The organism is Paenibacillus agilis (assembly GCF_007786455.1).
GTDB classification, from domain to species: domain Bacteria; phylum Bacillota; class Bacilli; order Paenibacillales; family Paenibacillaceae; genus Paenibacillus_B; species Paenibacillus_B agilis.
The window spans coordinates 56,279-75,731 of record NZ_VNJK01000004.1 but is presented as its reverse complement, the minus strand read 5'-3'; the positions used below and the strand labels follow the sequence as shown (position 1 = coordinate 75,731).

Sequence of the window (19,453 nt, the reverse complement as noted above, 5' to 3'; positions counted from 1 at the left end):
TCATCATTCTCGGGTACTTGAACCTATTGATAATCCTTTATTTTATGGCTGTGTGGACCGGGCTTTTACCTGACATAAATGTTCAAATATATACACGATCGTCTGACAAACCATTGTTAAGCTTTTCTGCAAATCTCGCATATTGGCTTGTATATCTTCTAATTTCACCTTGTCATTAAGACTTCGATGACGCTGCCATAGATCATCCTGCATTTCCGTATTCATGTGATGAATTTCCATATTTCTGCGTTTACGAAGACGCTGCATCTCTTCTTTGTACGTTTCTTTAATGCCAGTGAGCTGCTCTAGAAGGACTGGAGCTGTATGTAAATAGCTCATTTGACGCAACACCGTAAAAAAGGAAAAATGCTGCTTTACTTTCTGCGTATGCAGTGACAATACCTCGTTCAACAATGTCCCTAATTTGTCTAGAATAGAAAACACGCGAATAAAGCCATTTTTATAGAAATATACATGCCGATAATAATCATCAAGCTCGATATCACTCATTTCTTCTTGATACAGCTTTGTTACACGATCAGCAAATCGTCCTGAAGCATATACACTTTGCTCCAGCTCGTCCAACGATGTTTGCAATCCGACTGCCCAAACCTCCACTTTGCGCCAATCATGATCAGGATCACCACTCTTAGCCATCTGTTGTCGAACCAATGTTAAATAATGATCCATGCTTGCCCACGCATCTTTCAATTCGCCCTCATCTATGCGAGGCGCTTCACCGAACAACATTCGGAGCATAATACGTCCTCCATCCGTTAATGAAATGACGGTAACCCTCTCCCTCTATATGGTTAACATGACTCTAATAGCCTCGCTTCATACTCCATCCTTTCGAAACAAATCGCCAAGTTACGATATTGTAAGCTTCCAGTAAGTCGGTTCAATGGTTCGTCACCTTACGAAACGATACAATAAAGTCATCAAAGAACAACAACGAATAAAAAAATTACACAAAACGAAGAAAACACGGAGGTACTACTTATGAAAACAACTCAGAACACAACAACTACTCAAGTGACAACAATTCAGACTCAAGGACAACAAGTTCCAGCAAAACTAATTTGGAACAATCGCTGGATCGTCGTAGCTAAAGCTGTTGCAGCTGTCGTATTTTTGGGCCGAATGGCAGAGTAAGCGAAGCTGCTTAGCACCCCATCCTCATGCTGCATGCAAAAGGAGCGAATATCAGCAATGATAGGTAACGATGATTCATTACGATTATTGTTAAAGCATCATATCGAGATTAAAAAGAAGCAGACCAGATGACACGTATCGAAGTGATAAACGTGCAGCGGTCTGCTTTTGTGTTATTGCCGCTTCGTTCGCAGCTGCCAAACTCGAATGCTAAGATGACAAAGTACGCTAAATAATAAGCAAATGAGTACGGTATGAAGCAATCCTGTGAACAGGAACCAATTTTTGTCCGTAACAGTGAAAACAACGAGCGCCCCACTTAACACCTGCATAATCGTAAGGATAAGTGCCCAAATGCCGCACAGCTGAATTTCGCGATTATCTTTATGAGAATGATAAGCAAAATGAGACATCGCTGCTACAACGAGAACTAGCAAAGCTGCTGCTACACGATGCAAGAAGGCGATAAGTGTACCACCCGTCAATTCAGGAATAAGCTCTCCATTGCAGAGCGGCCATCCTAGGCAGCCCCCGCCTGAATCGGTATGTCGAACAAATGCCCCTACATAAATGACGATATATGTATACAATAAGGTAAACCATACTCCGTAACGGAATGTGTCGTTGACAGGGGTTCCCCCAACAACCTCTGTAGCTTCTGGATTGTTCGCATACCTTCGTATAGCTATGCTGAGCAAGAACGATGACGCAAATGCAATAATCGAAAAACCAAAGTGTAATGCCATAACCGCGGGGACTTGCACGTACATAACTGCAAGCGCTCCCATTAACGCCTGAATCACGGTAAAAATCAAAGTTAAGGATGCATAGAATACGGCATCTTTCTTCTTAAGCTGACGGATAACCCATACGAAGATTGCAATGACTAGCAGGCCTTCAATCCCACTAACCAATCGGTGCGAATATTCAATCATGGATTCAATCGTGTATGCGGGTATAAACTCTCCATTACAGAGAGGCCAGTCTGTCCCGCAGCCTTCGCCTGATCCGGTCTTCGTTACTACTGCTCCGTTGAGAACGACGAAGAACATCCCGAAACAGACGAGGTAGGCAAATCTCTTCAGCTTGGTGAGCTGTTTGCTATCCACATTATTCACCTGACCTGTCGTTCATTTCAATTTCATGGCTATCCCCTCATAAATGCACTGCATTCATCGCCGAGCATTCTGCCCCAGAACGCTCTATGGGGAAATATGACAAACTGTGCCAATGAATTTCATTATAACGGAAAACCTATATAAAAGAACGACTTTTTTGTGACAAAAATTGCAAAACAATAGCCCCCTACTCTTAGCTAGCAATAGGAGGCCATGCTGTATCATTTTGATTCGTTAGTTTAGTGCTTCAGCTACAGCCAATGCGCGTTGAACGAACTCTTCAATTTCCGTACGCGACTTACGCAGCTTATTCACAAAGCGAATCGTTTCTTTGCCGCCTTTAAATGCAACAAAGCTCGGGATGCCCATAATGTTAAGTTCGGAAGCAACATCTTGCAGCGCTTCTGCATCAACTTCAATAAAAGTTGCTTTATCATAAATTTGTACGACTTCAGGCATGAATGGATCGATAAAATGACAATCCGGGCACCAGCTTGTCTTAAATACAGCAATCGTTGTTCCATTTTGAGCAATCACTTCATTAAAGCGTTCTGTTGTTGATACTTTTTCCATAACGATTCACTCCTCTTTGTTGTGCAATAAGCTATTTATCATTTTATTGTTTCACTATTTAACGGCTTATGTCAAACCTCTTGTTACAAACCTCCTTCCAATGGGTATACTAACCTCATCAGCTCACTTCGGACGAAAGCTAACATTTCTTTTTTGGAAGGAGCCTTGTGCTGCTTTGAGCAAATTAACGCGTATCCCTTGGAAGGAAACCATCAAACTTGTACAACAGTTCATTCGCACAACCTGTAATACCATACGCCGTGTGATTGACAATGCAATGGCCCGTTGGCTGCCTCAACGCCCGCGCACATTAGAATGGAACGATTCACTCGTAATACGAATAGAGGATAATCTAAAGCGATATTTCCTGGAGCAAGGGAAACAAAAAAGTGCAGACTCCCTATTCCATACCATACATCGTCATCACCTTAGTCGCGATGAACGAGAGCTTATTCAATATATTAAACGAAGTGTACGCAATGCGAATCGGAGCAATATTACTCGAACGGCTGCTTATTTACGGATGTACACATCGCACCCGGAGTTGCATTGGGCATTACTTGCCCATATGGTATCCCGCAATGGCGGCTATAATATGACCGATCTGAAGGGCGAATGGCTGCCAGCCTTCATGAACAGCGAATATCGTCACTGGAGCTATCGCATGTTGGAAAGATGCAACGCTTTAATTTTTCATGATGCCTATTGCCAACTATTGTTGTACGCATCCAGCCGCAAGAGCGGTAAAAGCCTATTTCATTTGCTCCCGTTCTTCGGCGTATCTGCCTTTATGACACCAGTATGGGATACATTTTGGATTCAACCGAACAGTCCGCTGCTGACGATCTCTCTCATTATTAACGAACAGAATGTAATCGAAGGTAGAGTTGTACAGAACCCTGCCTTTCAGCAGCATATTATACAGCGCAAAGATTTTCTGGCTCATGGCTTGCTGCAAATGAATCAGATTGTCTTTCCGACCCAGACGCCTCACGCAACATCTCCCGCGCGCTTGGTCGGATTAACGCTAGAACGCTTCGATAATCTAGAAGAGCGCATTGCATTTGGGAAACAGCTGTACACCATTATGTTTGACATACCGGACGTGCTAGAAGGAGTCCAGAAGTTCGCCCGCACCGTTCCACATACTGGATCAAGAGCAGACTACTGGCCTCATCGGTTCACGCTTGATAAGCTCGCTTTGCGGCGCGATCGTACCACAAATGTTGCCTACAGCCCACGATTGGTGGAGGTATGGCAGGACGAGCAGCATGCACCTATCGAGGTTGGCGATTGGCTCCATGACGAAAGGGCTGTGCATGATTTATATTTGCCAACTGTCCCGCACGCTATCGACATGAACGATGCACATAATGAACTGTTAAATGAGATGCAGTCCCTGGCTCGAATCGCAGCAAACAAGAACAGCATGAAGTGATTTAACGGCAGGCACTTACCTGAACAAAAAAAGACCATCTCGACAAAAGAATCAGCTGCTGGCTGATCTATCATCGAGATGGTCTTACTTGATCTTATTTGACCTTATAATCCAATAATCCAGGTTCTACTTACTACTTGCTTGCACGGCTCGGCTGTAAACGCATGAGCGGTCGCAGCAGCTTCTGTACAGCTTTCGGATAGCCTGATAACTCCTCATTCCGAATAACTCGGAATATGACCAAGCCAACTACAAACAGAACAAGAACCGTAATAGATACGAATGCTGCTGTGAAGAATAGCCCAAGCTTATCAGGCACTGGCGTATGCAGTGAAATTTGTTGACCAATATACTCAACCGCATAACCTGTACCGCCTGCTGCCAATGTCGCCAATATAAATCCTGGCCAACGCTTGCCGATAACCGAGAATTTGACTACTTTCTTCAGTACGCGCAAGTTTAAGTAGGTGATTACAAAAAATGCAATCATCGTCGCTGCAATAATTCCGTAAATCCCTAGGAACGGAGCTAACACGAAGCTCATCACGAGCTTCAAAATGATGCCCCCTGATACACTAATCATCGCAATATACGGCTTGCCTAGTCCGATCAAGATCGAGCTGGACGTCATCATGGAAATTTGGAATATGGTAGCGAGTGTCTGCATCGAAATGATGCTCGCTCCATCCATCGTACTAAAAATAAATCCATTTACAGAGAACGCCCCAACGCTAAGTGCAAGCACTAGCGGCATACCGCTCAACACGGAAATGCGCATCGCTAGCGTAACTTGACGCTGCAAATGTGGCATATCCCGCTTCGCGTAAGCCGATGAAATAACCGGAATAAGCGATGTGCTTAGTGCGATTGCCAAGATCGGCGGTATCCCTGCAATAGATTGTCCTCGTTGGCCAAGTATACCGTACAAGTACGTTGCTTGAGCTTCCCCAAGGCTAGGCGTCAATAAAGGTATCGTGAACGTTGAGTCAATCATATTCACAGCAGGTACAGCCAACATAGAAATAACGATCGGAACAGAAAGGGTAAAGATAGATGCGAAAATATCGCGCAGTGGAACAACTTGTCCACCCATGCTGCGCGCACGAAGACCTGCTTCACGGTCCGCTTTACGCAATTTTCGCAAGTAGTAAACCATGACGACAAAAGCACCGATGCTGCCGAATACGCCGCCGAACGAAGCCCCTGCCGCAGCATATCCTTGCGAAGCACCGCTATTCACCAAGATCAGCGCCAGCGCGATGGCTGTAACTACACGCAATATCTGCTCTACAATTTGAGATATGCCGCTTGCTTGCATCATATTACGACCTTGTGTATAGCCCCGCATCATCGCTAGCAGCGGGAACAACAGCAAAGCTGGAGCCAACGCCCGGATCGCCGGTGCCGCTTCTGGCTGTCCAGCAAAGTTAGCATACCAAGGCGCAAATATGATAAGCAGGACGGTTACGACAATACCGGATACTAAGCCGAACAATAGTGCTGCATAATAAATGCGCTCAGCTTCTCGCACTTTGTTCAATGCGTATTTTTCCGACACCATCTTGCTTAATGTACTTGGAATACCAGCTGTAGCTACAGCTAGAATAAGCAAATATACATTTTGCGAGGTGGCGAAGGCGGCATTGCCTACAGGTCCCAGCATATGCTCAAGCGGTACGCGCTGGAATACGCCTAATAGCCGGGCTACGAGCGTAGCCGCAGCGATAATAAGCGTCCCCTTGATGAATGTTTCTTTTTTCGCCAACAGGTTTCCCTTCTTTCTCTATTAATGCACCATTCACAAAGGTAATTCAGAATTGAGAACTTACAGATTGTTCAAGACTCGCTTAGAACATTGCGATCCATACAAAGAATAAAATAATCATAACTAGCTGCAAAATAACCGTAATAACCGAACTTGTAAACAAGCCTACAACCGCGCCCAATGATGCCTTCGCCGAACGCTGCACATCAGAGCCTGATATCATCTCACCGATAAATGCACCGAGGAAAGGACCAATAATAAGACCGATTCCTGGAATGACGAATGGACCTATTATAATACCAATCGTACTGCCAATAATAGACGGGCGTGATCCGCCAAATCGCTTGACTCCCCATGCACTAACTGCATAATCCGAAACAAACAACGCCACTACTATTAGTGTCTGGATCGTCCAGAAGAACCAATTGAACGATTCGAAACCGAAGAACCATCCGTATACGAAAAACGCCCCGTAAACCGCTACTGCTGCAGGCAATATCGGAAATATAGCGCCAGCCATACCAATGACAAACAACGCGATTATGAGTACCCAACCGAGAATGTCCATACGTGTTTCCCCTCACTGTCTCTATATTCTCTTGTTTCAAAAATAGAAATACAGCGCGTATTACAAAATAAAGCGCCGTATAACTTCAGCTACACCGTGCTCGTTATTGGAAGCTACAACGACATCCGCAGCTTGCTTCACAGCATCCTGCGCATTCCCCATTGCAACCCCTAATCCTGCTTGCTGAATGACAGCAAGGTCATTCAAACTATCGCCAACTGCCACAACTTGTGACATTTCAATCCCAAGCAGCTCGCATACCGTGCGAATGCCTGATGCCTTTGATATTCCCGCTGGATTGATCTCAATATTCGTTAGCGCAGAATTTGTCAGCTCTAGACCGCCTATCGCTTGCAGTTCTGCCAAAATAGACGAAAGCACATCAACATCTTCGTTGTAGTAGCCGAATTTCAGCCAATCCTCTTGATCGACTTCTCCACTCCACTTCTCACGGTTATACAATGCCTTGGTTGAATAAGCCCAGAACCATGTATCGTACTTCTCCGACAAATTCAGCATTTGTTGAACCGCGTCGCGATCCAGCAAATACCGCATGTACAATTCCTGTGGATTACGCCAAATCTCACTACCGTTAACAACAATTAAAGGTCCATTCAAACCCAGCTCCTCTGCATAAGGAAGCGCATTCTGAATAGCCCTACCTGTAGAAAGCATCACCGTTACGCCTGCCTGTTGAGCTTCAGCGATGGCATTGGCTGTCTCCTGGCTTACAACATGATCATCATCCAAAAGCGTCCCGTCCATGTCGAGAGCTAATAATGCATATTTACTCATTGCTGTCATCACTCCCGTCTATATGACAATCGCTCAGCTTATCAACCCTTCGCGAACATTGGTGACAAGCTATGTCAACTATTTATTATCCAATTACACATAACGATATTGTAACATAACGGAACCTGCACAACCAAGCAATTCGTAGGTCGCTGTCCCTACAAAAAAGAGACTGCCATAGAAGCAAATAAATAGCTTCAAGCAGTCTCTCAAAATGCATGATATCGAATAATCATCCAGTATCGCCCGGATTTTTCTTACAAAGAAGACATGAAAGTTAAAAACAACACCGCCATGACAAAGCGTTTGATGGCAGAATTCCATTTGACAGACTTTTTTGCTATCTTCTTCTGTTTTGTCTTCACCTTGTCACCCTCTCATCTATCGTCACGTTGCTATTTCTTTGATTCATGCAATAATGTTACCTTTTAGCTTCTTTTTTCGATGTATACAATACTTTTTCTCTAATGCAACATTTACTCCAAAAAAATAAAAAATATTTATGATGTTCATTTTTATGTTACGACCTTCCAAACTGTGCGAATTAGCCTTAAAAATAGGCAATAAAAGACCTCTCCACAGGGGAGAGGCCTTCTGTCTTCGTTTACTATTGTCCTGTTGATTGCTCATTATTTGCATTGTTTGCAGCATTTGCTGTGTTTTCCGCCTTTTTGCGCGGAGTGCCAGTCAAACCAACTTCTTCGTCATAAGCATCAAAGATCGCACGTGCGATTGGGGCAGCGGAATAAGAACCATATCCACCCTCAGGGACAACTACTACTACCGCCAGCTTAGGCTTTTCCGCTGGAGCATAGGCAATAATTACCCCGTTCTCAACAAGCTTGCCGCCGACCTGCTGCTGGGACGTACCTGTTTTACGATAGAAAGAATATGGGAATCCATCGAATCCATGAGCGGTTACGTTGCTCATGCCATCTTCGATTTCTTTCCAATATGCATCGTTAAACTGAGCCTCATTCAGTATTTCCGGCTGGAACTCCTTAACGGTGTTCCCCTCGCCATCCGTAATCTTACTTACAAACTGAGGCTTCAGACGTTTACCGTGATTGGCTAACATAGCTGTATACTGCGCAAGCTGAAGCGTCGTATATTTACCCATCTGACCGAAGGATGCACTTGCAAGTGCGGATTGAGCACTATAACGCTTGGCATCTTCAATATATTCCTTAACCCCTGTACTTTCTCCAGGAAGCCCGCTTCCCGTCAGTACACCGAGTCCGAACATCTCCATATAGCTGTCCCATACTTCCAAACCATTTTTATCTGTACGACTAAACAATCGTTTACCGACCATGTCGATCATGAATGGGTTCGAAGAAACTTGAAGAGCACGAGCTGCATCCATACCGCCGTATACTCGACGATTGGAGTTCCAAATTTTACGTTCATAGCCCTTACGCCCAATTTCAGCATATCCACGATCATAGTAAGTATCATGCAGACCAAACATCTGCTCTTGCAAACCTACTAGTACCGTTAGAGGCTTCATAACCGATCCAAGGTACACCAAGGAAGAAGGGTGCTTCATACGTTCACGATCATCCTCATACGGTGGATACACTTCTCGTATCGTACCGTTACCCATATAAAACTGATTGGCCTTATGATCTTCAGGTGAAATCGAGCCATTGCGCCATACGTTCGGATCGTAGTCCGGCATACTTGCCATGGACACAATATTGCCCGTGTCCACTTCCATCGCTACGGCATAAGCCGTCTTCGCATAAGGTGCTCGTTCAATCGAGTTTGGCGAATTGCGAAGTTTCTCCAAATGCTTCGTAATCGCTTCTTCCGTCTTTAACTGCACATCGCGGTCGATGGTCAAATGAAGATTATGACCCCGCTCAGGCTTCGTCATCTCCATCTCTCCAATGACTCGTCCTGCAACGTTAACCGGGAATCGCTTCAAGCCATTCTTCCCGCGCAGCTCTTCTTGATACATATACTCAAGTCCGTCTACACCAACGTCCTCATGTTCCAAATAGCGTAATTCATCGGGCATCGTGTCACGATTTTCATGCACATTCTTATAGTAATCATAACTCTCACGAACACCCTTGAATTTCTTCAAGTATCCCACGAGCTGAACAGCCACGCCATCTTTATCATAGTTGCGAACGCTATCCTCAATAACCTCCAGCCCTTTAAGTTCAGGCTTATTCTCAAGGAAGAAAGCAACTTCTTTTTGACTGAGCCCGGTCTTAATAAGCCGCGGTACAAACGTATAGTTGACGCGCCCCGTCAAATCCATACTTTTCACTATTTCATCCGCTGTAGGCTGCTTCACATTTGGATCTCCGTAATTTTTGAAAATAGTTTCCAATTGCTTGGCCAACTGCTTGGCTTCTGCCATATTCTCTTCCAACTTATAGTTCTTCTCAATCGTGAAGTACAAAGACTGTGTAGAGGTGGAATAGGCAATCGGTTCGTTCGATGCATCGTATATCGTTCCACGCAACGGCGGAATTGCCGTCGTTTTGTAACCAAGCCGAGTTTCTTTCTCTTTCATCGAAGGTCCTTCAACAAATTGCAGGAAAGCCAATCGTATAATAAGCACGCTGAACACGGCAAATGTTACGAAAAAGAACGCATTCAAGCGAAACGAAAAGTGGCGCCTGTTGATTATTTCCCGCTTCTGCGGATCATCTCTGTGTGGATGACTCAATCCTCTCATCCTTCCTGCTGTCATCTATCATCATTACTGTAAAATAAAGTGTAGCACATTTCTATGACAAGCTTCAAAGGGTTGCGTGCTACACTAGTCAGGAATATGAGTTTTGGAAAAATCAGGGCGATCGAACCAATCTCCCGTGCTGGCCCATGTTGTATCCAACAGGATCCATTTCTCTTCTTCTGTCAAATACACACTATTCCAAGCATGGGGGCCATAGCCACCTTTACCGTCATATCCTAGCCCCGTAATCACCTTAACTTGAAGATCGACTGTACGAGCCATCATCGCATATAAACGTGCATAGTCGATGCAGACCCCTGCCTTCTCCTTGAATGTATCAGCAGGAGATTGTTCTTTCCATACACCTTTATCTAAATAGTTATTCGCTTTGTCCCAATCGTATTGAATGCGTGTTCCGATCCAATCGTACAGCTTTCTAGCCTTTTCCTTATCAGAAGCAGCACCTTCTGTTATTTTTACCGCTGCTTGTTCGATATTTTGCGGAATTTGCTGATCGATCACTTCATAGCGACGATGCATCATCTCCTTGAACTGCCGCTCTACTTGAGATGACAACACTGGCAGCTTCTCTGTAATCCAACTTCCGGCTACTGGCTTTACGATACGATTGCTGACTTCCTGATACAGATCCGATGCTTGAATAGCCCGACTGAAGCCCCCGCTTGGTTGCAGCGTGACGACACCAAACAGCACAGCCACAATAATGACTACACGAATGGCACCTGTCACAACACCAACAACCGCTCCTATCGTACGACTGAGCAAGCGATGAGGCCACGTCCGCTGCTTTGTTCTTAGATGCGGCTCATCTAATTCATTGCTAGATGGCACCCATATTAAAATTAACAACCGTTCCACAACATTCAGCAGAAGACGGACAACAAAGTACATAACAACAAATAATAGCAACACGCGCATAAAATCAAAGTCACGAATGCTGGTCATGACGGCTAAATAAGAGCGTTCCCACCAAGATGGCTCTGCTGGAACGGTAAGCTGCATTTCTTTGATCCATTCCACAACTATAGGTGACAGCTGATTCGCTAACTGATAAGCGATGAACATAGATGCTAGTGTCAGCACCGCATGAAGAGCAAAAAAGAAGAGGTGCTGCATCGACCCCGAAGCGCCTCTGCTCACCCCTTGCCACACACTGACGAATAGAACAAGTGCAAGCAGGAGTGTTACTATCGTGCCAGTTCCTCCTTGCATCAATCCATCCATCATTATTTCTTCGCTCCTTCAATGAACTGACGAATCATCTCTGTAGCTTCCCATTCACCTAATGATACGCCTCCAAGGGAAACATGCACTTTCGTACTGCCTGCTTGTCCTATTAGCTCTAAGCTTGGTGTCTTAACCGTGTAGGAGCCGTCTTTATTGCGCTCATATGTAGCTTTGCTTGCTTCATCCTTCATCGCTTGGATAGCTTGATCTTTAAGCTTGGCTACCGTTTCATCCTTCACGGTCGTAACAACTTGATCAATATCTTTCCATGTAACCCCGCTATATACGGCCACGCCAGCTACAATGACAATAACGAGCGCCCATTTAATCATCGTCTTAACAAAGCTGATAATAACAAACAGCACAATAAGTGCAATTAGAAACAGCATCCAGTTCTGCTTAATGAACTCAAATAACGTATCCATCTGTATATCCATCTTGTACATCTGTCCTTTCTCGTTTTTCTTAGCGTATTATACATCATTTCCAATATGGACGTAAGAGCATACAGTCATCCTTTAAAATTACGACTTCCTATTTCATCTGCCACGATTACTGAATGTACTAAGTTCGTCCCATTGCGCGTACAAGTATAGAATAAACGAATTCCATGGGAGGTGATGACGTTGCGTTCTGTCGTGTGGCTCTATTTATTTTTGTTCGTGGCCTTCTTCGATTTGCATGCCCAATATCCGATTTTGACGCCTTTCGCTGTATCCCTTGGTGCCGCTCCTTCCTTTATAGGACTTATGATGGGCTTATATTCCTTCACCCATTTACCTGGGAATTTACTGGCAGGATACGGTGTCGATCGTTACGGTAGTCGTATATTCATTATGTGGAGTCTAATGGGAGCTGGTGTACTGTTAATTTTACAAGCCCATGTTACTGATCCGTGGCAGTTGCTTATCGTCCGTTCGATTAGCGGATTTGTATTAGCCTTCCTCTCCCCTGCATGCTTAGCGCTGCTTGCTCGCTATGCAGAGGATCAAGTACAGCAAGGCAAGTTGATGGCAGGCAATGGGCTAATCCATACTCTCGCTTCCGTTGTATCCCCCGCTGCTGGGGCCTATCTTGTATCCAAGGTCGGTTTTACGATGGCTTTTCAGGCACTAGGAATTGGTCTCCTTATTATCGGAGCACTGGCATCCGTTCTCATACGTCCGCCGCAGCATGCAAAACCAGCAGGAGTTTTAGGAAGTGCCAATGAAACAAAGAATGAGCTTCAACCCGATCAAGCTGGTCACAAAACAACTGCAGTCCAAACAAGTACACAAGCCGATGCGATACAGCCTATACCGCTAAGATTTTTTCTACTTCCTTTAGCGATTGCTTGTTCACAAGGTATTTTATTTTTTGAGCTTCCTTTCGCAGCCAATGCTCTGCAATCCGTAGTAAAGACTGGAATGTTGTTCACCGCTGTTAGTTTAGGTGCCTTATTCACGCTGAGCTTGTTGTTTTTGAACCGATACTCAGCTTTCTTGCGAACTTGGATTGGCTCATTTTGCTTATCTTTGCTTTTCTTCTGCATGGCCATTGATGCACCAATGCCGTTATATGTCACTTTATTTCTTATTGGCATGACAAAAGGAGTTACACTGCCAGCACTTTCTGCACACCTTCTGCAGCTAAGCGGAGGATCTCGCTATGGCCGTATTTTCTCAACGTTGTCTATCGCCTTCTCCATCGGATCATTTCTCGGTCCAATGTTGGCGGGGCAACTTCGCTCTCATGTCTCTCCTTTTTTTATCGCCTTCATCATTCTAATGGCTGCAATTGCCTTTATGCCATTGCAGCGCCCTTGGCAGACGATGACAGTAAATTCAAAACTGCAGCGTACCTAATTCACCTACCTCTTACATACAGGCGAATACCTATCTTCGTTAGATCTGGGTAAACACACAGCACGACTGCTGTCCTGCTTCATACAATACATTGTGTTCGATGATAAGAGCTGAAAGAGGTGAACAGAATGTCTCATTGTGTGGATCCTTGCAATGTTAATCCTTGCTACGGTGGTAATAATTATGGCGGATTAACAGGGGTCGGTTGCGTCCTCGTACTCTTCATCTTATTAGTTATCATTTTAAAAGCTGTCTGTTTCTAACAGTGTCACACTCTCTCCCTCATGCGGCTTGCTGGCTAAGCAAGCCGTTTATTTTTATGCAGCGCGTTCCGTGCGCAACGTTTTCCTACAGTTGTGATACACTATATAGAATTAAGGGACATGTTTAGTCACTGTCATGTAAGGAAGGTGTACGCACATGAATGACACAGAAATTGTAATTGTTGTAGAAGGCAAAAATGACCGCAGCAGGCTGCGTCGCTTACTGAATGATCATGTTCTTATTTTATGTACATTCGGAACCTTGAACACAGCCAAGCTGGAAACACTTATTAAACAAGTTGGAGATCGAGAAGTTTATTTGTTTATGGACAATGATGCTTCTGGGAAAAAGATACGCGGCGTTTTAAGAGACGCTTTTCCAGATGCCGAGCATATTTATACACGTAGAGGCTACGCAGGGGTGGAAGGAACGCCCGACGAATACATCATTCAGCAGCTAGAAAAAACGGGGCTGGAGGAATACATTATGTATCCGACTCCAACCCCGTATGAATAATAACAATTCAAGATATAAAGATTACGATTCAAGGAGCTTCATGACACCAGTAGCAATCGTTTCTGCGGTAACGTCATCAGCGTCCATTTGGACATTGTAAACTTTGCGAATGTTACCCTCGCCATCTACTAACGTGACATAATTCGAGTGTGAGAAGTTGCCGTCCTTGTCCTTAATTACAAGTGAACCGAACTGTTCCATCAATTCTGCGGTCTTCTTCTCATCCCCTCGCAAAAAATACCAGCCGCTTAAATCCGCTTTATTCTTCTCCAATGCCCATTTTTTCAGCACTTCTTTGGAATCTCGCTCTGGATCAAAGGAGACTGAATGGAACACGACATCTTTGCCAAATACACCTTTCTCCTTCAACATATCCTGAGCCTCTGTCAGCATATATGTTGTTGGAGGGCATACATCCGGACAGCTGGCAAAGAAGAAATAGAACAAGCGAACTTTGCCTTCGGTATCCGCTAAAGAAACTGACTTGCCATCAACATTCTCCAATGCAAAGTCTGGAGCTTGCTTAATAATTGAAAAGTCAGCATTCGGATCAGATTGTCCAGCATCCTCTTTAAGCATGCCCGAACCGTAAACCCATGCAGCGGCAATACCAAACAAAAACACCAACGAGAATAAAAAGATTTGTAACGAATACTTTTTCACAAAAGCTGCCACAGCTCCCGCTCCCCTTCGCATCATCTTTTCTTGAATGTCTCTTTCGCTTGCTTTGTAATTGTTTCTGCCTTACTTATTTGCCCATCGTGTCTAGAATGATAACAATGAGATGCAGCATAATAGCATAAATAGAAAGAATAAAGGCTTTGCGTGACCAAGCTTCATTGTTATTTGTACGCAAACCTGAAATACACACGTACAACCAAGCCGCATTAATAATCGTACCGACTATTGCGTATACGATGCCTGCATAGCCAAACCAATAAAACACCCACGACAATGGGAGAAGCAGAACAACGTAAGGAATCATTTGCCACTTCGTGCGCTTAATCCCCTTTACAACCGGAAGCAAAGGATAACCCGCTGCGCGATATTCTTCTACCCGAAGTACACCAAGTGCCCAGAAGTGCGGCGGCTGCCATAAGAACAGCAAGGCAAACATAAGCACTGCTCCTAGATCAACCGATCCTGTTACCGCTGTATAGCCAATAACGGGAGGCATAGCCCCTGGTATAGCCCCTACAGACGTACTCCATGTAGAAGTGCGCTTAAGCCAGAGCGTATATACAACAACGTATCCAAATACTCCTATAAGTCCAAATAGTCCTGCTACGGGATTAACGAGTAAGAATAATACAAGTAGTCCTGCAATGCCGAGTGCAATGGCATATCCTAAAACGACATGAGGCTGTAAGCGTCCAGATGGTAGTGCGCGCTTCTGCGTCCGTTCCATCTTGGTGTCGAAATCGCGGTCAAAATAATTATTAAACACGCAAGAAGAAGCCATTGTTAAAGTGGCTCCAACGATCATCCACAGCAAAGTCCCCCAAGGTATATCCCACTTAGCCGCGACCCAGAAACCCGCAACCGCCGCTAATAAATTAGAGCGAATAATGCCTGGCTTCGTGAGTTGAATAAACTCCTTCCATAATCCATCCCGAGCTGGTTTCTCGGTCATAATTGCGGATTCTGGCGAAGTTCTATATGTGATTTGCTTATCCACGTATCACGTTCCTCCTTGTTGTTCTCAGAACGAGCAGAATTTCATGTCTCCTGCTGTAATCTTCATCATAGCAAATAAGATCAATTGATGACAATGTTCATTGCAATCGTTCATCAATTTGACAATTCAATGGATGGAGTTTCATATTTATTCAGATACATGAGAAACGCGAGCGAACTCCCATATATGAAGTTTTGATTTCCCTCCTGGAATACAATCTGTCAGTTCATCCCACTCACTTTGCTCCTCTAGGCGCATTCGCTTCATTGCCTCGTATTGCTCCACTGTCGAATTTAGCCATTGTTCTACAAATACATTTGGCTGGTCTGTACCTTCGTACCACAGCACATCTTGTCTGTTAGCTAATTGCTCAGCAGCCTTTTTCAAGTAAATATCCCGCTTTGCAGGATCGATTCGATATTCGACAAATATAATGCGTTCCATGACCATCCTCCATTATGTTGGAACCGTCTCTTAGGCGGCCTTTTCTTTTTATTTATATTTTGCTTCAAGTCTGACCACAATACAACAGCGGAGGTGCAAGTCAATGGATTCTATATCGCATCTGGCTATTGGATTAGGCTTAGCAGGCCTTTCACAAATTGATCCCATTGTCGCAGCAGATACTACGACAGCAACTGCTGTGTTAGCAGGAACAATCATCGGTTCTCAGGCTCCTGATTTCGATACCATTTTCAAATTTAAAGGAAATGAAATTTATGTAAGAAACCACCGTGGTTTCTCACACTCGCTTCCCATGCTAGTCGTTTGGAGCTTACTTATAACCGGGGGTTTACATCTGCTCATACCGACAAACCATTGGCCACATGTATTGCTATGGACTGCAATTGCTGTTGTGCTACATGTTTTTACAGACCTGTTCAATACGTACGGTACGCAAGCGATACGACCATTCTCAGAGCGATGGATCTCATGGAATATCATCCCGATCTTTGATCCATTTATATTTACTTCTCATCTTATTGCTGTTGCCATATGGATGTTTGGATGGATTCAGCCAACCGTGCTATTTCCCGTCCTATACATCATACTAGCTGTTTACTACGTGTGGCGTACACTAACCCATCGTTTACTTATAAGAAGATTGCCAAAGCTCGATAACGAACATAAGCTAGGAGAACGCTATACATTGATACCAACCGTTGTCTGGTCGCAGTGGAATCTTGTGAAAAAATGCAAAAACGGTGTGTTTCGTGTAGGCCAGCTCCATAAAAATCGTGTAGTCAGTTGGACCGAAACAGCAAAGTGCGATGAACATCCTGCCGTGGAAGCATCAAAAAGCGAAACTGTCGTAAAAACGTTTCAATATTTTACTCGCTATGGCTGTGCAACCGTTCAACCAACGGGTTATGGATTTGTCGTACGTTGGGTAGATGTCAGATATCGTCATCGCAAACAATATCCATTTGTAGCTGTCGTCATGATGAATGCGCAGTACGAAACACTTGATACGTATATTGGGTGGCTAAGTGAAGAAAAGCTTTATAAACGATGCGGCTTGGAGCCTGTATAGGGCCGCTGCTCAAATTGATTAGGTATTTATGAAAGAACACAACCAATTAGGCCGTGTATAGCAGTCATGAATCGCTTTGTGAAGGTTGGAAGTTCCTTCTTTATTCCAGTAGTAAAACGTGTTACATTGTAAATACATGCTCTCTTTAGCATGCGGATCGTTCCTACGTCCGTATGTTTTTTTGTGAGAAGCGTACTGTCATGGTCAAGCACTCCGTTCCATCTGATTTGGAAGGTATCAGAACCAGCCTTATTAACCTTTCTCACATATAACACAACAAAAAGCTGCCCCGCGCGCTGGGACAGCTGTCTGCCACTCATTTTACAATGAGCGTGCTGTATAACTCGAAAAAAATGACTTGGGGCAATTAACGACCTGCGCCACCTGCGCCGCCAGACAATTGTTGTTCCCCGATTTGCACAAGACGCTTCGTAATGTAACCACCGATAGTTCCTGTATCGCGAGTCGTGTAGTTACCGTAGTAGCCGTCTTGCGGAATTGGAATACCCAATTCCTGTGCAATTTCGTATTTCAGTTGTTGCAAAGCTGCAGTCGCTTGTGGAACGACCAAATTGTTAGTACGAGATTGGTTGTTTGCCATGATAAGAAAATCCCCTTTCACTATGGCTGTTCGGTTATGCAAGCTTGCAAGCTTATTTTGTCCGCTTCTTTCATTGTTATTCTTAAATATTTATCATTTTCGAAAATGGTTGCAGCGCTAAGGGAAGCTTACTCAACTGTGAACAAAAGGAGAGATTACAATGCCCAAACGATTAGCTTTATGGTTCGCCTTCTCCTCCATCATCCTCTTAACGATAACCAGCATTACTTTAAGCTCAAATGGTTGGATTTCCTTGCTGTGTGCTGTTTTAGCATTCTTTAATGTAGGATTTGGATTTATGTTCAAAGCAAAATATCGTAAACAAGCAGAGCAGCAAGCTGCTGCTGCGACAAATCCAGTCGAGTCTTCACAGACAGCAAAGTAAATCTCGATTCAACCGCTCTCGTTAATGCGACACTAGCCATCTAACAAATAAAAGACCGGACGTTCGCCCCTACGGCTCACATCCGGTCTATTACTATTGTTCACATACCCTTTTAACTTGTGATTGCTGTACTTAGCGTGGCATGACAAAGCCCATGCGTTTCTTCACATCATCAAGCTTTAATTGAGCAACCTCTTGCGCACGTTCTGCCCCTTGCTTCAAGACATCATACAACTCACCTGATTGTCTTACTTCACGGTAACGTGCTTGCAGTGGCTCCAAGAAGTTAGCAACAAGCTCACCCAAGTCCTTCTTGAATGGCCCGTACATTTGACCTTCATATTTCGCTTCAATCTCAGCTACGCTCAAGCCTGAAATATGGGAGTAGATGCCCAATAGATTGCTTATCTCAGGCTTGTTAGCAGGATCAAACTTAACCAATGCTTCGGAATCTGTCTTCGCACGGCTAATCTTCTTGCGAACAACCGCTGGATCATCCAAGAGAGCAATATAACTGCCCGCATTTGGATTGCTCTTGCTCATTTTTTTAGAAGCATCATCCAAGGACATAATACGAGCCCCTACTTCAGGCGTATAAGGCTCTGGCATACGGAATGTATCTCCATAGCGATGGTTGAAGCGGTTCGCTAAGTCACGAGTCAACTCCAAATGCTGCTTCTGGTCGTCACCTACAGGGATAAGCTCTGCGTTGTATACCAAAATATCTGCAGCCATCAAGGTTGGATATACGAATAGTCCAGCAGGTATGGATTCTTTCCCTTCCGACTTGTCCTTAAACTGCGTCATGCGCTCAAGCTCGCCCATGTTCGCAATTGTCGTCATCAACCATCCAAGTTCAGCATGCTGTGGCACATGGGATTGTAGGAAAATAGAAGCTTTGCTTGGGTCGATTCCTGCAGCCAAGTACAATGCCGCTACTTGCTCAGACTGCTCACGAAGTGCAGCTGGATCTTGGGGCACCGTAATGGCGTGCAAGTCCACGATCATAAAGAAGCACTCATGATCATGCTGCAATTTTACAAAGTTCTGCATCGCGCCAATATAATTGCCCATCGTCAGCTGACCGCTTGGTTGAATACCTGATAATACGCGTTTCATTCATCATCGCTCCTTACTCGGATATTATTACTGTTTCATTTTGCTCATTGCACCTTAACAGAGTTATCGTGAATCGGATTGGAGCCTTAACGCTGTACATTTAGCATCCGATGAACGCAAAAAAGGCCTTTCGTCTCCACAAGGGACGAAAGACCGT

Annotated in this window: 20 protein-coding genes and 1 other annotated feature (1 of these 21 only partly in view); of the genes, 6 read left to right on the top strand and 14 right to left on the bottom strand. The window is 44.4% G+C overall.

Translation table 11 applies throughout. The annotated features are described in order from the left end of the window. Positions 1 to 42: 42 nt before the first annotated feature. Positions 43 to 759, bottom strand: coding sequence for a Cthe_2314 family HEPN domain-containing protein (locus tag FPZ44_RS21660; RefSeq protein WP_144993865.1), 717 nt, complete (start codon positions 757 to 759; stop codon positions 43 to 45). A gap of 243 nt (positions 760 to 1,002) precedes the next feature. Here FPZ44_RS21660 and FPZ44_RS26570 point away from each other — a divergent pair, with 243 nt between their 5' ends. Next, positions 1,003 to 1,155, top strand: coding sequence for a hypothetical protein (locus tag FPZ44_RS26570; RefSeq protein WP_186786183.1), 153 nt, complete (start codon positions 1,003 to 1,005; stop codon positions 1,153 to 1,155). A 173-nt stretch (positions 1,156 to 1,328) separates the two neighbouring features. Here the strand turns inward: FPZ44_RS26570 and FPZ44_RS21655 are convergent, their stop codons facing one another. Continuing rightward, positions 1,329 to 2,264 (bottom strand): COX15/CtaA family protein, encoded by a 936-nt coding sequence (locus FPZ44_RS21655; RefSeq protein WP_261378473.1) that lies wholly within the window; start codon positions 2,262 to 2,264, stop codon positions 1,329 to 1,331. 243 nt (positions 2,265 to 2,507) lie between these two features. Next, a complete protein-coding gene (locus tag FPZ44_RS21650) occupies positions 2,508 to 2,846 on the bottom strand; it encodes a thioredoxin family protein (RefSeq protein ID WP_144993863.1) in 339 nt (112 codons plus the stop codon). A 175-nt stretch (positions 2,847 to 3,021) separates the two neighbouring features. Between FPZ44_RS21650 and FPZ44_RS21645 the strand changes: the two genes are divergently transcribed. After that, entirely contained in the window at positions 3,022 to 4,284 is a 1,263-nt protein-coding gene (locus tag FPZ44_RS21645) for a DUF2515 family protein (RefSeq protein ID WP_186786182.1), read from the top strand. Between the two features lie 133 nt (positions 4,285 to 4,417). Here FPZ44_RS21645 and FPZ44_RS21640 read toward each other — a convergent pair whose 3' ends face one another. The 6 genes from FPZ44_RS21640 to FPZ44_RS21615 all read right to left on the bottom strand — a co-directional run bounded on the left by FPZ44_RS21640 (position 4,418) and on the right by FPZ44_RS21615 (position 11,801). Then, a complete protein-coding gene (locus FPZ44_RS21640; RefSeq protein WP_144993859.1) occupies positions 4,418 to 6,049 on the bottom strand; it encodes a putative polysaccharide biosynthesis protein in 1,632 nt (543 codons plus the stop codon). A gap of 82 nt (positions 6,050 to 6,131) precedes the next feature. Beyond that, positions 6,132 to 6,617: a DUF456 domain-containing protein gene (locus tag FPZ44_RS21635; RefSeq protein ID WP_144993857.1), complete on the bottom strand. Its 486-nt coding sequence runs from the start codon at positions 6,615 to 6,617 to the stop codon at positions 6,132 to 6,134. A 60-nt stretch (positions 6,618 to 6,677) separates the two neighbouring features. Next, entirely contained in the window at positions 6,678 to 7,412 is a 735-nt protein-coding gene (locus FPZ44_RS21630; RefSeq protein WP_144993855.1) for a Cof-type HAD-IIB family hydrolase, read from the bottom strand. A gap of 607 nt (positions 7,413 to 8,019) precedes the next feature. Continuing rightward, positions 8,020 to 10,098 (bottom strand): peptidoglycan D,D-transpeptidase FtsI family protein, encoded by a 2,079-nt coding sequence (locus tag FPZ44_RS21625; RefSeq protein ID WP_144993853.1) that lies wholly within the window; start codon positions 10,096 to 10,098, stop codon positions 8,020 to 8,022. A 93-nt stretch (positions 10,099 to 10,191) separates the two neighbouring features. After that, complete coding sequence (locus tag FPZ44_RS21620; RefSeq protein WP_261378472.1) at positions 10,192 to 11,355, bottom strand: transglutaminase domain-containing protein; 1,164 nt, start codon at positions 11,353 to 11,355, stop codon at positions 10,192 to 10,194. After that, positions 11,355 to 11,801 carry an ATPase gene (locus FPZ44_RS21615; protein WP_261378471.1) on the bottom strand — a complete coding sequence of 149 codons (447 nt, stop codon included), beginning with the start codon at positions 11,799 to 11,801 and terminating at the stop codon, positions 11,355 to 11,357. The genes FPZ44_RS21620 and FPZ44_RS21615 overlap by 1 nt, the downstream gene beginning before the upstream one ends. A gap of 180 nt (positions 11,802 to 11,981) precedes the next feature. Between FPZ44_RS21615 and FPZ44_RS21610 the strand changes: the two genes are divergently transcribed. Further along, entirely contained in the window at positions 11,982 to 13,199 is a 1,218-nt protein-coding gene (locus FPZ44_RS21610) for an MFS transporter (RefSeq protein ID WP_144993851.1), read from the top strand. 420 nt (positions 13,200 to 13,619) lie between these two features. Then, positions 13,620 to 13,979, top strand: a complete 360-nt coding sequence (locus tag FPZ44_RS21605) for a ribonuclease M5 (RefSeq protein ID WP_144993849.1) — start codon at positions 13,620 to 13,622, stop codon at positions 13,977 to 13,979. 21 nt (positions 13,980 to 14,000) lie between these two features. On the opposite strand, the gene FPZ44_RS21600 is transcribed toward FPZ44_RS21605, so the two are convergent. The 3 genes from FPZ44_RS21600 to FPZ44_RS21590 all read right to left on the bottom strand — a co-directional run bounded on the left by FPZ44_RS21600 (position 14,001) and on the right by FPZ44_RS21590 (position 16,101). Further along, entirely contained in the window at positions 14,001 to 14,654 is a 654-nt protein-coding gene (locus tag FPZ44_RS21600) for an SCO family protein (RefSeq protein WP_261378470.1), read from the bottom strand. 73 nt (positions 14,655 to 14,727) lie between these two features. Next, entirely contained in the window at positions 14,728 to 15,657 is a 930-nt protein-coding gene (gene cyoE / locus FPZ44_RS21595) for a heme o synthase (protein WP_186786181.1), read from the bottom strand. A 147-nt stretch (positions 15,658 to 15,804) separates the two neighbouring features. Beyond that, positions 15,805 to 16,101: a hypothetical protein gene (locus FPZ44_RS21590; protein ID WP_261378467.1), complete on the bottom strand. Its 297-nt coding sequence runs from the start codon at positions 16,099 to 16,101 to the stop codon at positions 15,805 to 15,807. A 103-nt stretch (positions 16,102 to 16,204) separates the two neighbouring features. On the opposite strand from FPZ44_RS21590, the gene FPZ44_RS21585 reads away from it, so the two are divergent. Beyond that, entirely contained in the window at positions 16,205 to 17,191 is a 987-nt protein-coding gene (locus tag FPZ44_RS21585) for a metal-dependent hydrolase (protein ID WP_144993845.1), read from the top strand. 367 nt (positions 17,192 to 17,558) lie between these two features. Here FPZ44_RS21585 and FPZ44_RS21580 read toward each other — a convergent pair whose 3' ends face one another. After that, positions 17,559 to 17,792: an alpha/beta-type small acid-soluble spore protein gene (locus FPZ44_RS21580; RefSeq protein ID WP_144993843.1), complete on the bottom strand. Its 234-nt coding sequence runs from the start codon at positions 17,790 to 17,792 to the stop codon at positions 17,559 to 17,561. Positions 17,793 to 17,952: 160 nt separating this feature from the next. Here FPZ44_RS21580 and FPZ44_RS21575 point away from each other — a divergent pair, with 160 nt between their 5' ends. Next, positions 17,953 to 18,177, top strand: coding sequence for a DUF5325 family protein (locus FPZ44_RS21575; RefSeq protein WP_144993841.1), 225 nt, complete (start codon positions 17,953 to 17,955; stop codon positions 18,175 to 18,177). Between the two features lie 132 nt (positions 18,178 to 18,309). Here the strand turns inward: FPZ44_RS21575 and trpS are convergent, their stop codons facing one another. After that, positions 18,310 to 19,296, bottom strand: coding sequence for a tryptophan--tRNA ligase (trpS, locus tag FPZ44_RS21570; protein WP_144993839.1), 987 nt, complete (start codon positions 19,294 to 19,296; stop codon positions 18,310 to 18,312). A 138-nt stretch (positions 19,297 to 19,434) separates the two neighbouring features. Then, positions 19,435 to 19,453: a binding site (T-box leader), on the bottom strand (it continues 255 nt past the right edge of the window).